Source organism: Rudaea sp. (assembly GCF_047601565.1).
Taxonomy (GTDB): domain Bacteria; phylum Pseudomonadota; class Gammaproteobacteria; order Xanthomonadales; family Rhodanobacteraceae; genus Rudaea.
The window spans coordinates 1,984,539-1,999,435 of the sequence record NZ_JASGIY010000001.1 but is presented as its reverse complement, the minus strand read 5'-3'; the positions used below and the strand labels follow the sequence as shown (position 1 = coordinate 1,999,435).

The 14,897-nt window shown below is 67.6% G+C and carries 8 protein-coding genes; 3 read left to right on the top strand and 5 right to left on the bottom strand.

Going from position 1 to position 14,897, the window contains the following annotated elements; translation table 11 throughout:
* On the bottom strand, positions 1-5,622 hold the full coding sequence (locus QM741_RS08635) for a S8 family serine peptidase (protein ID WP_415207306.1): 5,622 nt from the start codon (positions 5,620-5,622) through the stop codon (positions 1-3).
* A gap of 413 nt (positions 5,623-6,035) precedes the next feature.
* On the bottom strand, positions 6,036-6,569 hold the full coding sequence (locus QM741_RS08630; protein ID WP_415207305.1) for a gamma carbonic anhydrase family protein: 534 nt from the start codon (positions 6,567-6,569) through the stop codon (positions 6,036-6,038).
* Between the two features lie 144 nt (positions 6,570-6,713).
* Between QM741_RS08630 and QM741_RS08625 the strand changes: the two genes are divergently transcribed.
* The gene (locus tag QM741_RS08625; RefSeq protein ID WP_415207304.1) at positions 6,714-8,117 is read left to right on the top strand and encodes a coniferyl aldehyde dehydrogenase; all 1,404 of its coding nucleotides are present in this window, start codon (positions 6,714-6,716) and stop codon (positions 8,115-8,117) included.
* 9 nt (positions 8,118-8,126) lie between these two features.
* Here the strand turns inward: QM741_RS08625 and hrpB are convergent, their stop codons facing one another.
* Both hrpB and uraD read right to left on the bottom strand, forming a co-directional pair.
* Complete coding sequence (hrpB, locus tag QM741_RS08620) at positions 8,127-10,649, bottom strand: ATP-dependent helicase HrpB (protein ID WP_415207303.1); 2,523 nt, start codon at positions 10,647-10,649, stop codon at positions 8,127-8,129.
* Between the two features lie 103 nt (positions 10,650-10,752).
* Positions 10,753-11,262, bottom strand: coding sequence for a 2-oxo-4-hydroxy-4-carboxy-5-ureidoimidazoline decarboxylase (uraD, locus tag QM741_RS08615; RefSeq protein ID WP_415207302.1), 510 nt, complete (start codon positions 11,260-11,262; stop codon positions 10,753-10,755).
* A 93-nt stretch (positions 11,263-11,355) separates the two neighbouring features.
* Between uraD and alc the strand changes: the two genes are divergently transcribed.
* Together alc and QM741_RS08605 are read left to right on the top strand one after the other, a co-directional pair.
* A complete protein-coding gene (gene alc, locus QM741_RS08610; RefSeq protein WP_415207301.1) occupies positions 11,356-12,399 on the top strand; it encodes an allantoicase in 1,044 nt (347 codons plus the stop codon).
* The gene (locus QM741_RS08605; RefSeq protein WP_415207300.1) at positions 12,396-12,890 is read left to right on the top strand and encodes an ureidoglycolate lyase; all 495 of its coding nucleotides are present in this window, start codon (positions 12,396-12,398) and stop codon (positions 12,888-12,890) included. The genes alc and QM741_RS08605 overlap by 4 nt, the downstream gene beginning before the upstream one ends.
* Before the next feature lie 86 nt (positions 12,891-12,976).
* Here QM741_RS08605 and QM741_RS08600 read toward each other — a convergent pair whose 3' ends face one another.
* Positions 12,977-14,842 carry a sigma-54-dependent Fis family transcriptional regulator gene (locus QM741_RS08600; protein WP_415207299.1) on the bottom strand — a complete coding sequence of 622 codons (1,866 nt, stop codon included), beginning with the start codon at positions 14,840-14,842 and terminating at the stop codon, positions 12,977-12,979.
* Between the last annotated feature and the right edge of the window lie 55 nt (positions 14,843-14,897).

Here is a 14,897-nt window from a genome sequence, read left to right as displayed (position 1 = left end):
CTACTCGGCCGCAAACCAGCCGACGACGTCGACGACGAGGTGGGTGCTGCTCTGGGCATTGAACAGCGAGACGTCGCCACCAGTACCCACCTTGACGATGACCAGATTGGGAATGGTCTGGCCGGCGACGAAGTTCACGTTGGACGCGATGGGCTGGGTGCTTCCCGTCGGCCACGCGGTGATGTATCCCGCATGGGTCGGCTGGGTCACGGTCACGTTGAGCACGACCGCATTGACGCCGCTGGCGGGCACGCCGCCGCGTCCGAGAACGGGCAGGACTTTTGTCTGTCCAGCGCCGACCGCGCCATCTCGGGCGAGCTGGCCGTCGATGGTGGCGCCGTTGGCACGCGTATCGAGCAAGCGTGCGGGTTGCAGCGGGGTCAGCTCCGAGCCGGTCGGGAACCAGCCCATCACGTCGGCGACGAGGTCGGTGGAGCCGGCGGAATTGAACATCGACACCGCCCCGTCCGTGCCGACCTGGGCGATGACCAGATTCGGAATCGTCTGGTTGGCGACGAAGTTCAGGTTCGACGCGTTCGGCCGGGCATTATCGGTCGACCAAACGGTGACGTGTCCGGCCGCGGTGGTGTTGGTGGCGGTGACGTTGAGGATGACCGAACCGATGCCGGAAGCGGGCAATTCGGCGTCGCGTCCGGTGACCGTGAGGGGGCGCGTAACCTGGGCGGCGAGCGCACCCTCCCCGGCGAAGTTTCCGTCTATGGTGGTATGGCTCGTTCGCGTATCGAGCAAGCGCGCGGGCTGCACGGCGGTCAGGTCGGCATCGTCGGTGAAATAACCCTGCACGTCGGCGATGAGATCGGCCGAGCCGATGCCGTTGACCAGCGAGACGGCGCCGTCGTCGCCCACCTTGATAATGACGAGATTGGCGATGGTCTGGCCCGGCGAGAAGTTGAGGTTGGACGCGATCGGCTGATCGGCGCCGCTCGGCCAGGCCGTCACGTAGCTGGAACGGGTCGGATTGGTGGCGGTGATGTTGAGGGCGACGGCCTTGACGCCGTCCGCCGGAATACCGCCGCGACCGAGTACGATCAGGTCCAGCGGATCCCCTGCGCTGAGCACGCCGCCCGCCTGGAACAGGCCATCACTGGTGATGCCGGTGGCGCGCGTGTCGAGGATACGTTTCGGATTGAGCGCAACGTAGCCGGTGAGACGGGAGAACGTGACGGTCACCGTGCAATCGGCCGTGATCGCGCCCGTCGTGATCGTGTTGCCGCTGAAGGTGGCATCGCAACCACTGGCCCCGCTCAACGCGTAGTGGGAATCCGGCGTGACGGTGAAGCTGGCGGTGTCGCCGTCATTGACAGTGACCGGATTGGTCGAGGTCACGCTGCCGCCGCTGCCGTCCACCGTGGCGGTGACGGTCCAGGTCTGGGCGCTGGTCGAGCAATCGACGGTCGCGCCGCCGTACTCTCCGACGCACTGCCAAGTCCACGGGCCGCTTCCGCTGACCGCGCCGGCGGTGCCTGCGCTGCACAGATTCGTCGGCGGGACGGTCAGCACCTGGCCGTTGTCGCTGCCGCAGACGCCATCCACCGGATCGTGCACGAACGTCACCGTGATCGTGCAGTTCGCGGTGGCCGAATCGACGCTGATGGTGTTGCCGGAAACCGTCGGCGAACAGGAGTCGCCGGCGACGGTGTACAGCGAATAGTCGGTGTCGGGAACCGCGGTGAAGCTGGCGGCGCCGCCGAGGTCGACGTCGACCGACGCGGGATCCGCGATCGACCCGCCGGAACCGTCGACGCTGGTCGCCACGTGGACCTGCACTTCCAGACTGAGCGGAACCGTGGCGCTGTCGCCGGCCGCCGTGCTGGAAGTCAGCGTCGGATTCGCGCCGATGTCGCCGGCCGTGCCGGTGCAGGTGAACGTGCCGTCCGTGGTCGGATTCGGCGAGCAGGTCGCGTCGGGGATCGTGTTGGTCGTGCCGACATCCGCGCCGCTGCAGGTGAACGTCACCGTATCGTCGACGTTGGCCGGATTTGGCGACGCGGTGCAGCTCGGCGAGGACGGCGCGGCCACGACCGTGAACGTCACCGGGATGAGAATCGAGTCATCGTCGCTGGTGAAATCGTTCGTCGGCGAGGTGCCGTTGCCGCTGACGCAGACGTAGGCCTTGTAGGTGCCGACCGCGAGGCCGGTCGCGTTGAAGCTCACGTTGACCGTGGTCGAACCATCCAGTCCCAGCGTACCACTGGTCGAGTCGTAACTCAGCCACGACGCGGAGCAGGCGGCATTGACCACGATCTTCATGGCCCAACCGGTAAACGCGGTACTGCCGGCGATGGCGGAGGTGTTCATCGCCCTCCATGCCTTGTTCGTGGAACTGGTGGCGTTCGGCAACGATACTTGTCCCACCACAGACTTGGTCGTCGACGGTTGATAGGGACCGCGATACCAGATCATGCTCGTTCCGGAAATGGTCGGCGTCATGGTCAGCCAGTAGCGCCCTGCCGCCATTCCCGGCGCAGTGGCACCCGCGGCGGCGAGATCGAGATCGATGATGTCGTCGACACCAGCGGTACCGGGGTAGCTGATGCCGGCGTTTGTGGGTCCGAGTCCGCCTGCAGCACTGGGAAACTGAAATACCGGATCCACGTCGCCCGTGACGGTGTTGCCCGGCCGGCCATTGGGCTTGTTGCTGCCGTTATCGGCCCAGACACGCAGGGCCAATTGGGTCATGAACGTCGAAATCGACGGATAGGTACCTCCGCTACTGTAGTACCCGAAACCATGCACGGCCACTTCCGCCAGCGTGGTGCCGGCGCCGTAGATGTCGAAATAATCGGCGTCATAGTAGTTGTTGGCATTGGTCGTCTGGATCGCCGTCGTGGTGGTGGAGGTCGCCACCGTGATATCCGGATATCCGTAGCCCGTGTTGTACGGCTGGTTGACGAGCGTGGCCTTCAACGTGTCCGTCGGAATGCTCCAGTTCAAACCCGGGTTGCCGGCGTTGCTGATCGTCACCGGCTGAGTGACGGTCTGGCCGACGGCGGCATGGGTGCTCAGCGAAGACGGGCTGGCGCGCAAGGCCGCGGTGGCCGCGCGGATCGCGATCGGCAGGTGCTGCACGGGCAAGGTCGAATCGCTCGACGTCAGCGTCAGTTTGCCGTAGTACCACTGTCCTGCGGTCAATTGCGTGGCGTCGATGGTCAGCGTGTACGAATCCGATCCCCCCGCCGCCAGACTGAGACTGGTCTTGTCGAGCGAATAGCTGCCGGCCGGCAAGCCCGTCACGGCGATCGTCCAGCTACCGCTCGTGGAGAGCGCCGAACTGGGCGTGCGCGTGAAGACGCAACTGCCCACACAATTGAAGGCGTAGTAGCTGGCGAGGTTGAGCGTGGCGGGATCGCCGCCCTCGTCCGGGTCCGCCGCGACGAAGTTCGCCTTGGTTTCGTCGAACAGCAGCGAGGCGAGCGTGGCCTTGGTCAGGTCGACGCGACCGGCGCCGACCACGATGGGATCGGCTTCTTCGCTGCCGTCGTTGGTATAGGCCGTGGTCGATGTGCTCATCAGCGCCGACTTGATCTGCATCGGCGTCCAGTCCGGATGGATCGCGCGGACCAGCGCCGCCGAACCGGTGATGTGCGGCGTTGCCATCGAAGTGCCGGATTCCACGCCATAGATGACGCTGCTGGCGGCCTGGTTTGCCGTGCTGTAGCCGGTGGTCGAAGTCGGCGACATGGCAGCGAGGACATTGTCGCCCGGCGCGGTGATGTCGGGCTTGAGCTCGTTGAATGCAATCGGCCCGCGCGAACTGTAGGTGGTGACCAGGTCGGGCGTGCGCGAGTTGGCCGACACCGGATAACCGAGCGAGGCGGTCGCGTTGCCGGTATTGGTCACGTCGATGCCCGACGTGGCCAGAATGGCGTTCCAGGCCGAGGTCAGCAACGAGTAGGACGCTCCCGTGGCGCCCAAGCTGATGAAGTTGTCGTCGACGAAAACCACAGCCGTGGCGCCGGCCGCGACGGCGTTGGCTTGCCGGTACGCGCTGCCGCAGGTACTGGTGTTCTGGTCCAGGTGCAGCACGGCGATGCCGCCGACGCCGTTACGCGTGAAGTACCCGGAGGAATAGGGGCTGTTAGTGCTGCTGGCGGACGCGCAGCCGTCGTAGTCGCCATTGGCAAAACCCGGGCTCACGATCAGCGGCAGACCGGTGTAGGCCTGCGTGGGCAGCGGAGCTGAACCCGGAATCGCCGCCAGGCCCTGCGTAGCGGCGGGTACGTCGGTGGAATCGTCGACCGACGTCAGGCTGAACGAGTACGAGACGATCTTCGCGGGCGAGGACGCGGCGACCGTCGTCGTCCACGGCGATTCGTTGCCGTCGATGCTGCTCGCGGTCGGGCCGTCGTTGCCGGCGGCCTGGGCGACGAAGATGCCGGCGTCCATGGCACTGAGCGCGGCGAGCTGGATCGTGCTGCTCCAGGGCGAGTCTTCCGGACCGCCGATCGAGTAGTTGATCGCGTCGACGATGCCGTCGGCGACCGCCTGGTTGTAGGCGGCGGCAAGGCCGGAGTCGTAGCAGGAATAGGTCTGCGTGCCGCAGGCGAGGTAGGCGATGACGTTGGCGTGCGGCGCGACGCCCGAGACGTTGAAGGTGCCCCCGCCGTACGGTGCGGAGTAGACGACGTTGCCGCCGCCGGTGCTGGTGGTGTGGCTGCCGTGGCCGTCGAGGTCCTGGCCGGATGCCGGGTTGTAATTGGCCGAGCTCGGATTGCTGGTGCTGCTGTATTCGGTATTGTAGATGCCGATCAGCTTGTCGTTGCAATGACCGACGTCCTTGCCGTTGCTCTTGTAGCCGTTGTAGGTGGTTCCACTGGCAAGGCAGTTACCCATGTACACGCCAGTGCCGAGCGGGTTGGTCACCGTGTAGTTGTCGTCGCCGGTCGCGGCGAACGACTTCGAGGTCCAGTTGATGCCGGTATCGATTTCGCCGATCACCGTGCCCTCGCCATACGAGGCGACGTTGTTCGGCGTCGAGGTGCCTGCCCAGATCGTGTCGGCGCCGATCAGGGTGTGGGTGTTGTAGGTCTTGATCTCCTTGACCGTTTCGCGGTTCACCTTCAGCACGCCGGACTGCGCGGCGACCGTGGCCGCCTCTTCGGGAGTCAACTCGACGAGCACGGCGTTCAGCGCGTACTGGTACTGCATCAGCGGCGCGATCGTGCGGCCGAGCGTGGAACTGATCGACGAAACGAAGCTGGTTTGCTGGGCCTGCAATGCCGCGACGCGGCTCAGCGCGGCCTCCGAATGCATGTCCTTGCGCTTCTTGTTGTTGACCATCGGCAGCCCCGCAGTCGATGCGACCGGTTCGCCGTCGAGGATGACGAAGTAGCGGGCGCGGCCGTTTTCGTCCAGCGGCGCGACGCGAGCGGCGCGCGTCGCCTGGCCCGTCTTCCCTCCCTGCTCCTTGACGACGTTCGGATTTGCCTTGGCCGCGGTCGCTGCGCCGGCGATGCCCGCCATCGTCGGCGCAAGCGCGGTTGCTGCGCGCAGGCTCGGCATGGCCGCGCGGGACATCGGTACCGACGACAGTCCCGAACCCAACGTCAACGCCAGCGCGCAGGCCAGCGGCCTCAACGCAGAGTAGGTGCGTGTTTTCATGGAATCCTCATTTGACCAACCCAACCCCGGGAACGCCCGACGGCGGCAGCCGTGCAGGCATTGGAAATGGAAACCGCAATAGCTCGCGGAACACGAGACGATTTGGGTGATGATGCAAGGATGTGGAATAGCGGGCGAACTGCTCGAAACCCTACCGTTTCAGCCCTGGGCCGAAGACCCCGAACATCGATCCCACTCTCGACACCCCACGCAAGTCCCTCACTTGCGCCCCTGAACGAAACATACGGCCTCCCTCGCAAATCCCGCCACGGAACGCCGGAAATAACGAATTCCACGGCGGCATCCATCGCTGAATTGGCGTTGAATGCATAGTAAGTACAGACCTTCGTCCAAGTCAATACATACGGAACACCTATTTCCCGCCCAGCGGAAATCGGCGCGGGAAGAAGGATTCACGATGCGGCAAGGTATTCGTTTTTCAAACGCACATAGTGCTTCGCCGAGTAGTACAACTGCTCGATCTGCGCCTCGGTCAGCTGGCGCACGCAGCGCGCGGGATTGCCGAGCCAGAGCTCGCCTTCGCCGACGACCTTGCCGGGCGACACGACCGCGCCCGCGCCGACCATCGCATGCCTGCGCACGACCGCCTTGTCGAGCACGGTGGCGTGCATGCCGATCAGGCAGGCGTTCTCGATCGTGCAGGCGTGCAGGATCGCGCCGTGGCCGACCGTGACGTCGTCGCCAATGAGCAGCGGCGCGCCGCCCGGCGTGTAGGGGCCATCGTGGGTGACGTGCAGCACGCAGTTGTCCTGGATGTTGGTGCGCGCGCCGATGCGGATGAAATTCACGTCGCCGCGCGCGGCAACGAACGGCCAGATCGACGCGTCGTCGCCGAGTTCGACGTCGCCGACCACGATCGCGGCCGGATCGATGTATGCATTTTCACCGAGGCGCGGCAGGCGGCCACGGTAGGGGCGCAGGTGCATGAGGTTCGGATTCGCTTGCGGAATATCGGGCGCGCATCGTAGCACCGTGGCCGCTTTGCCCCCTTCTGCCGCGTCGGCGCGCCCATGCCGCTGCGCGCGCAGCGTTACACTGCCGCCATACGCCGCCGAATCGCAGAACCGCCGATGGATATGCCCTCCACTCCGACCGACCTTACCGCCACCCTCGCGCGCCTGCGCGCCGCGCAGCGGGCGAACGTGCCGACGTATCAGCAGCGCATGGACGACTTGAAGCGCTTGCGCCATGCATTCAAGACGCGCCTCGACGCGCTGATCGCGGCGATGAACGCCGACTTCGGCCGTCGCGCGCGCGCGGACTGCATCCTCGGCGACGCCTTCACCGTGCTCACCGACATCGACCACATCCGCGCGCACCTGCACGGCTGGATGCGCAGCCGCCGCGACCTCGCCGACTGGCTGTTCTGGCCGGCGCGCACCGAGGTCCGCTACCAGCCGCTCGGCGTGGTCGGCGTGATCTCGCCGTGGAACTACCCGGTCAACCTCGCCCTGCTGCCGCTGTCGGCCGCGATCGCCGCGGGCAACCACGTCATGCTGAAGCCGTCCGAGCACACGCCGCGCACGTCGGAGGAATTGAAGGCGCTGCTCGAAGAAGTGTTCCCCGCGGACCGCGTCGCCACGGTGCTCGGCGGCGCCGACGTCGCCGCCGCGTTCGCCGCGCTGCCGTTCGACCACCTGTTCTTCACCGGCTCGACCGCGGTCGGCCGCAAGGTCATGCTCGCCGCCGCGCAGAACCTGACCCCGGTGACGCTCGAACTCGGCGGCAAGTCGCCGGCGATCCTCGCGCCCGGCTACCCGATCGCGACCGCGGTCGACCGCATCGCCGCCGGCAAGCTGCTCAACGCGGGCCAGACCTGCATCGCGCCCGACTACGTGCTGATGCAGAAGGAAAGCGTCGCGCCGTTCGTCGCCGAGATGCAGCGCATCGTCGCGCAGCGCTACCCGAACCTCGCGACGAACGCCGCGTACACGAGCATCGTCAACGACGGCCAGTACCAGCGCCTCGCCGGTTATCTCATCGAGGCGCGCGCGGCCGGCGCGAACGTCGTCGAACTCGCTCGAGGCGATGCCGCCAACCGCATCCTCGCGCCGACGCTCGTGGTCGATCCGCCGGCGAATCTTGCGCTGATGCAGGACGAGATCTTCGGGCCGATCCTGCCGATCGTCACGGTCGATTCGGTCGATGCGGCGATCGATTTCGTCAATGCGCGCCCGCGGCCGCTCGCGCTCTACCATTTCGACTACGACCGCGCGCGCACCGAACGCGTGCTCGAGCGCACCGTCGCCGGCGGCGTCACCGTCAACGACACCGTGCTGCACATCGCCCAGTCGAACCTGCCGTTCGGCGGCGTCGGCCCGTCCGGCATGGGCCATTACCACGGCCGCGAGGGTTTCCTCACCTTCAGCAAACAGAAGCCGGTGATGTATCAGGCGCGCTTCAGCAGCATGAAAGTACTGCGGCCGCCGTACGGCAAGCTGGCGAATTTCGTGCTGAAGTTCTTGTCGCGCTGACGCGCGAATCTAGGTGCCGCGCGGCTTGGCGCGCGCGGTCGGCATCGCGCTCCACGGATCGTCCGGCCAGGGATGCTTGGGGTAGCGGCCCTTCAGTTCCTTCTTCACTTCCGGATACGTGCGTTCCCAGAATCCTTTCAGGTCCTGCGTGACCTGGATGGGGCGCTGCGCGGGCGACAATAAATGCAGGGTCACTCCGATACGTCCTTTGGCGATGCGAGGTGTGTCGGCGAGGCCGAACAGTTCCTGCAGCTTGACCGCGAGCACCGGCGGCTTGCCGTGCTCATAGCGCAGCGCGCGCTCGTTGCCGCTCGGCACGCGCAGCGCCTCGGGCGCGTGCTCGTCGAGCGCACGGCGCTGCGCGTAGTCGAGCCTGCCCGCGAGCGCGTCGCCGAGCCGTTGCGCGTCGAGCGAATCGAGTTTGGTCTTGCCGGCGAGCGCAGGCGCAAGCCAGTCGTCGAGCGTGGCGAGCAGGGCGGCGTCGGACAGATCGGGCAGCGCGAGTTCCGGCATCGCCTCGCGCGCGAACGCGACGCGCGCGCGCAAGCCTCGCGCGTGATCGCTCCATGGCAGCGAGTCGATGCCCGCCTCGCGCACGGCCGCGAGCAGCGCGGGCAACGCGTCCTCGGCCTTGGCCGGCACGCTGCGCCGCTCGAGCACGAGACCGGCGAAGCGGTACTCTTCGAACGCTTCGATGCTACGGCTGGCGCGATTCCAGCGCACGACGCGCTCGCGTTTCAGGCGATCGGCGAAATCGCGTTCGAGCAGGTCGGGATCGAACGGCGCCGCGGCGAGAATCAGGCTGTCGCGCTCGTCCATGCGCAGATCGACGACGACCAGCCACGGTTCGCCGTAGACGACCGAATTTTGATGCAAGCTCGCACCGCGGCCGTTGCTCAACGCGTAGCGGCGCGGATTGTTCGGGTCCTGGCGCGCGATGCGATCAGGGAACGCGTGCGCAAGCACGTCGCCGATCTGCGTCGGCGCCGCCGTCCGTGTCGGCGCGGCGTCGCGCACGCCGAACCGCCGGCGCCACGCATCCGCTGCCTGCGCGATCGTCGCGAGCAGGCCGCCTTCGGCGCCGAACTCGCGCGCGGCGCGGCCGCCGGCCTGGCGGAACGCGACGAGTGCGGCGTGCCGCTGGCCGAAGTCGTCGCTGCGCGCGCCGTCGCCGCGCAGCGGATTGCGCGCCTCGATCAGCGCGAGCAGGTCGCAAGCCAGCGCGCGTTGCGCCGGCAGCGCACGCAATACCGCCGCGGCGAGCCGCGGCGCGGCGCCGCTTGCGAGCATTGCGCGGCCGAGTTCGGTGAGGCTCGCGTCGCCGTCCGGCACTGTTGTCGCGCCGAGCAGAAGCAGAAGATCGCGCGCACTCGCGAGCGCGCCGGAAGGCGGCGCGTCGAGCCAGCGCAATTCGCTCGTGCCCCACACGGCAAGTTCGAGCGCGAGGCCGGACAATTCGACCTGCGCGATCTCGGCGCGGCGCGACGGCTCGAGACGCCGGCTCTGCGGCCACAGCCGATAGGCGACACCCGCGGCGACGCGGCCGGCGCGGCCCGCGCGCTGGTCGGCCGAGGCCTGCGAGATGTTGACCGTTTCGAGCCGGGTGAAGCCCGAATTCGGATCGTAGTACGGCCCGCGCGCGAGGCCCGTGTCGATCACCGCGCGGATGCCCGGCAGGGTGACGCTCGATTCGGCGACGTTGGTCGCGAGCACGATGCGCCGCGCGCCGGCGCGAGCGGGCGCGAGCGCGGCGTGCTGGTCGGCCAGCGACAGTTCGCCGTGCAAAGGCACCAGCGCGATCTCGTGCCCGTCCGGCGCGCTTGTCGAAGCGAGCGTCTGCTGCACGCGCTCGATTTCGCGCCGCCCCGGCAGAAAGACGAGGATGTCGCCATCGCTCGCGGCCAGCGCCTGTTCGGCGACGCGGCGCAGGTGGAACGGCCAGTCCTCGTTCGGCTTCGCCGGCGGATATTCGACGCGCACCGGGAAGCTGCGCCCGGAGCTGGTCAGGCGCGGCGCGTCGAACCAGCGCGCGATGCGCTCGCCGTCGAGCGTCGCCGACATGATGACGAGGCGCAGGTCGGTCCGCAGCGAGCTTTGGATTTCCAGCGCCAGCGCCGCACCGAAATCGCCGTTGAGATGGCGTTCGTGGAATTCATCGAACAGGATCGCGCCGACGTCGGCGAGTTCCGGGTCGCCCTGGATCATGCGCGTGAGGATGCCCTCAGTGACGACCTCGATGCGCGTGCGCGAGGACAATTTGTTTTCAAACCGAATGCGATAACCGACCGTCCCGCCGACGTCTTCGCCGAGCTGCGCGGCCATGAACTCCGCCGCCGCGCGCGCGGCGATGCGGCGCGGCTCGAGCATGACGATCTTGCGTCCGGCCAGCCACGCCGCGTCGAGCAGCGCGAGCGGCACCTGCGTCGTCTTGCCCGCGCCGGGCGGCGCTTCGAGCACGAGGCGCGGCTGCGCGACGAGTAGCGCAAGCAGTTCGGGCAGGATTTCGGCGATGGGGAATTTCACGTTCTGCATCGGGAAATTTAAGACGGACGGCTACACGGTCGTAGGGGTTCGATTTATCGAACCCGGCTTTTGATTTGCTCAGCGCAAAAGCCGGGCGCGATGAATCGCGCCCCTACCCAGCCAACAGCGCCTGCAAACGCAGCCGCGCGATCTCGTGCACCTGATCGAGACAGGTCGCGAATTCGCGCCCGGCGTCGTCGCCAGCCGCGCGTCGGCGCAATTCGGCGAGGATGCTCGACTTGGTGTGATGGCGCACGGCGACGATGAACGGAAAACCGAACCTTTCGCGATAGCGGCGATTGAGCTCGGCAAGTTCGGCCTTCTCCGCGTCGCTGAGGTTGACCAGTCCCGCGCCTTTTTGTTCTTCGCTCGAATGCGCGGTCAGCGTACCGCTCGCGGCCTCCTTGCCGGCCAGCTCGGGATGCGCGCGCAGCAAGGCAAGCTGCTTCTCGCGCGGGGCGGAAGCCACCGCCTCGCGCATCGCGGCGGCGAGCGCGTCGGCATCGGGGAACGGCGCGCGCGCCTGCGCGGCGGCGGCGATCCACGGCGAATGCTCGTAGATGCCGCCCAGCGCGCGGGCGAATTCGGCGGCGTCGAGCCGGTTGAGGGTATCCAGATCCATCGTGAAGTCGCTTTTCGTCTGCGGAAATACCGGGCATTCTGTTGGCGCCGCGGTTTTTCTACAATCGTTGCGAACCGACGAGGAAAACAGAACATGACTCCATCCCCATACGAAGGCGCCACCGTCGTTGCGGCGGGCGTCGATCTGCCCGACTGGGCGCGGCATGCGGTGAATCTCGCGAATCCGCGCATCGGCGCGGAAGCGATCTGCGCGACCGACGAATTCTTCGCGCCGCTGGCACGCATGCTCGATCCGGCGCCGGCGGCGTTCGTGCCGGGCAAGTACGACGCCAACGGCAAGTGGATGGACGGCTGGGAGACGCGGCGCAAGCGCACGGCCGGACACGACTGGGCGATCGTCAGGCTCGGCCGCCGCGGCCGCATCGCCGGCTTCGACGTCGACACCAGCCATTTCACCGGCAACTACGCGCCGGCGATCTCGATCGAAGGCACGCTGTTGGCCAGCGACGATGCGGACGTGCTGAAACAGGCGGCGTGGACGCCGGTGCTCGAGACGACGTCGCTGCGCGGCAACAGCCATCACTTCCTCGAAATCGCGAACGACGGCGTGTGGTCGCACCTGCGCGTGCACATCTATCCCGACGGCGGTGTCGCGCGACTGCGCGTCTACGGGCACGTCGTCGGCGCGTTCGAGAATGGCGATGCGGATGCGCTGCACGATCTGATCGCAGTCGAAAACGGCGGCCGCGCCGTGGCCTGGAACGATGCGCACTTCGGCGAAGCGGCGAACCTGCTGCTGCCGGGCCGCGGCGTCGACATGGGCGACGGCTGGGAGACGCGGCGCCGGCGCGAGCCCGGCAATGACTGGTGCCTGATCGCGCTCGGCGCGCCGGGCGTCGTCGAAAAGATCCACGTCGACACCGCGCACTTCAAGGGCAACTATCCCGACCGCTGCTCGATCCAGGCCGCGCGCGTCGACGGCGGCACCGATCAGTCGTTGATCACGCAGAGCATGTTCTGGCCCGTGCTGCTGCCCGAACAGAAACTATCGATGGATGCGCAACACCAGTTCGCGCAGGAAATCGCCGCGCTCGGGCCGATCACCCATGTGCGCTTCAACATCTTCCCCGACGGCGGCGTGTCGCGGCTGCGCCTGTGGGGGCGGCTGGCGAAGTGAGCGCGCGCATCGCCAAGGTCGAACCGCTGACGCGCGAGGCCTTCGCGCCGTTCGGCGACGTGATCGAAGCCAGCGACGCGGTGCGCCATTTCCCGATCAACGGCGGCACGACCGAGCGCTATCACGACCTCGCCAACGTCGAAGTGGATGCCGCGGGCCACGTGATCGTCAGCATCTTCCGCGCGCAGCCGCGCACGCTGCCGTTCGCGATCGCGATGCTCGAACGCCACCCGCTCGGCAGTCAGGCGTTCATGCCGTTGCACGGACGGCCGTATCTCGTCGCCGTCGCAACTCGCGTGGAAACGGATGCCGTGCGCGTATTCCTCGCCCGCGGTGACCAGGGCGTCAACTACGCCACCGGCGTCTGGCACCATCCGCTGCTCGCGCTCGGCGAGGCCAGCGACTTCCTCGTCGTCGACCGCGCCGGGCCGGGCGCGAACTGCGACGAGCGCGATCTCGCGCAGCCGGTCGTCATCGAGCGCTTCGTCTAGACGCGCCACCGCCCGCGGCGCTTCATCTTGCGAGTCGATTCGCGTCGATTCTCCGCTGATGTCTCGGCGAGGCGCCGGCAGGCACATCAGCCGAGCCGGCGGTACAGCGTGCTGCGGCTGATGCCGAGGCTGCGCGCCGCGGCGGAGACGTTGCCGGCGTGTTTTTCGAGCGCCTGCCGCATCGCGCGTTCGGCGATCTCGCCGAGTCCGCCCGCATCGGCAGGATCTGCGCAGTCGGACGCGACGGACCCCGGCGGGTCTGGCATCCGCAGCGCCGGCGGAAGATCGCGGATGCCGATCGAATCGCCCGGCCCCGCGAGCGCGATCAGCGTGCGCAGCGTGCCGGTGAGCTGGCGCAGGTTGCCGGGCCAATCGTAGCGCGCGAGGGCGGCGAGCGCGTCCGCGTCGATCGGCGGCGAAGCGTCCACGGCGAGGCGCCGCCAGAAGGTTTCGATGAGCGCGCGGCGGTCGGGGTAGGCGCGCAGCGCCGGCAGGTTCACGGTGTAGTGCGCGATGCGGAAAAACAGGTCCGAGCGGAACTGCTCGAGCGAACCGACCTGCAGGTTGCGGTTGGTCGCGGCGACCACGCTGAAATCGACCTTGACCGGCTTGCCGCCGCCGAGCGGCGCGACTTCGCGTTCCTGCAGCACGCGCAGCAGGCGCGTCTGCGCGGCCACAGGCATGTCGCCGATTTCGTCGAGGAACAGCACGCCGCCGTCGGCTTCGCGCAGCAGGCCCTTTGCGCCGTGGCGCTTCGCTCCGGTGAACGCGCCTTCCTCGTAGCCGAACAATTCCGATTCGATCAGGCTGTCGGGCAGGCCCGCGCAGTTGACCGCGACGAACGGCATGCGGCCGCCGCCGAGGCGACGGTGCAACTCGCGCGCGAACACTTCCTTGCCGGTGCCGGTTTCGCCGAGCAGCAGCACGGACATGCCGGCGCGCAGCACGCGCTCGGCGCGGTCGAGCTCGCAGGCGAGGCTCGCGCCGAACACCGGTTCGATGCCCGTGCGGGCGTCGCTCGCGGGTGCCGACCGCGGCGGCGCGACCGTCGCCGGACGACGCGGCGGCACGTCGTCCGTGCGCACGAAAACCGGCTTGTTCAGATGGTCGCGCAAGTTCGCCTCGCCGCGCAGCGATTCGAACCTGGCGTCGAACAGCTCGCCGAATTTGCGGCGGCCAATGTCGCCGCGGACGAGGTTGAGCATGCCCAGAGCGTGCCGGTTCGCCGCGACGAGATGCTCGCCCTCGAATACGAGGATGCCTTCCTGCGCCGTCCCGAACAGGCCGGCGTCGCGCTGCACGCGCAGCACGCGGCAGTCCGGGAAATCGCGTTCGAACAGGCGCCGTTCGATCTGGTCCACGGCGAAGCGCACCATGCCGAGCGCGTGCGTGTGATGCACCGAGGATTCGCCGGACAGGTCGAGCACGCCGGCGATCTTGCCGAACGGATCGATGATCGGCACGGCCGAGCAACTGAGCACGCGATGCGGCGCGAAGAAATGTTCGGGTCCGCGTACCTCGGTCGCACGGCCCTCGATCATTGCCGTGCCGATGGCGTTCGTACCGGTGTTGTTTTCGCTCCACGGCACGCCGGGACGCAGGCTGACGCGCGCGGCCTTGTCGAGGAAGTCGGCGCTGCCGAGCGCTTCGAGAATCATGCCGTCGGGCGCCGTCAGAATGACGATGCTGCCGGTCGCGCGCGCATCGGCGTAGAGCGCACGCACTTCGGGCAGGCAGATGCGGCGCAGTTCCTCGTATTTCTGGCAGACCTCGCGCAGCGCGGTCGCGGCCAGCGGCTCGACGTTCGGCCGCGCGCGCTCGGACAAACCGAGCCCGGCGCAGCGCTGCCACGAACGCAGGATCGGCGCCGGCACGAGTCCGCGCGGCGCATCGCCCTGATCGAAGAAGCGATGCCGTGCGGTTTGGATGCGGTCCAGGGCGGAATCGGTCATGGCATCCCGGATGTCGCAATTTGCGACAGTCGTTGCGGGCAGGTGCACCGAGTCT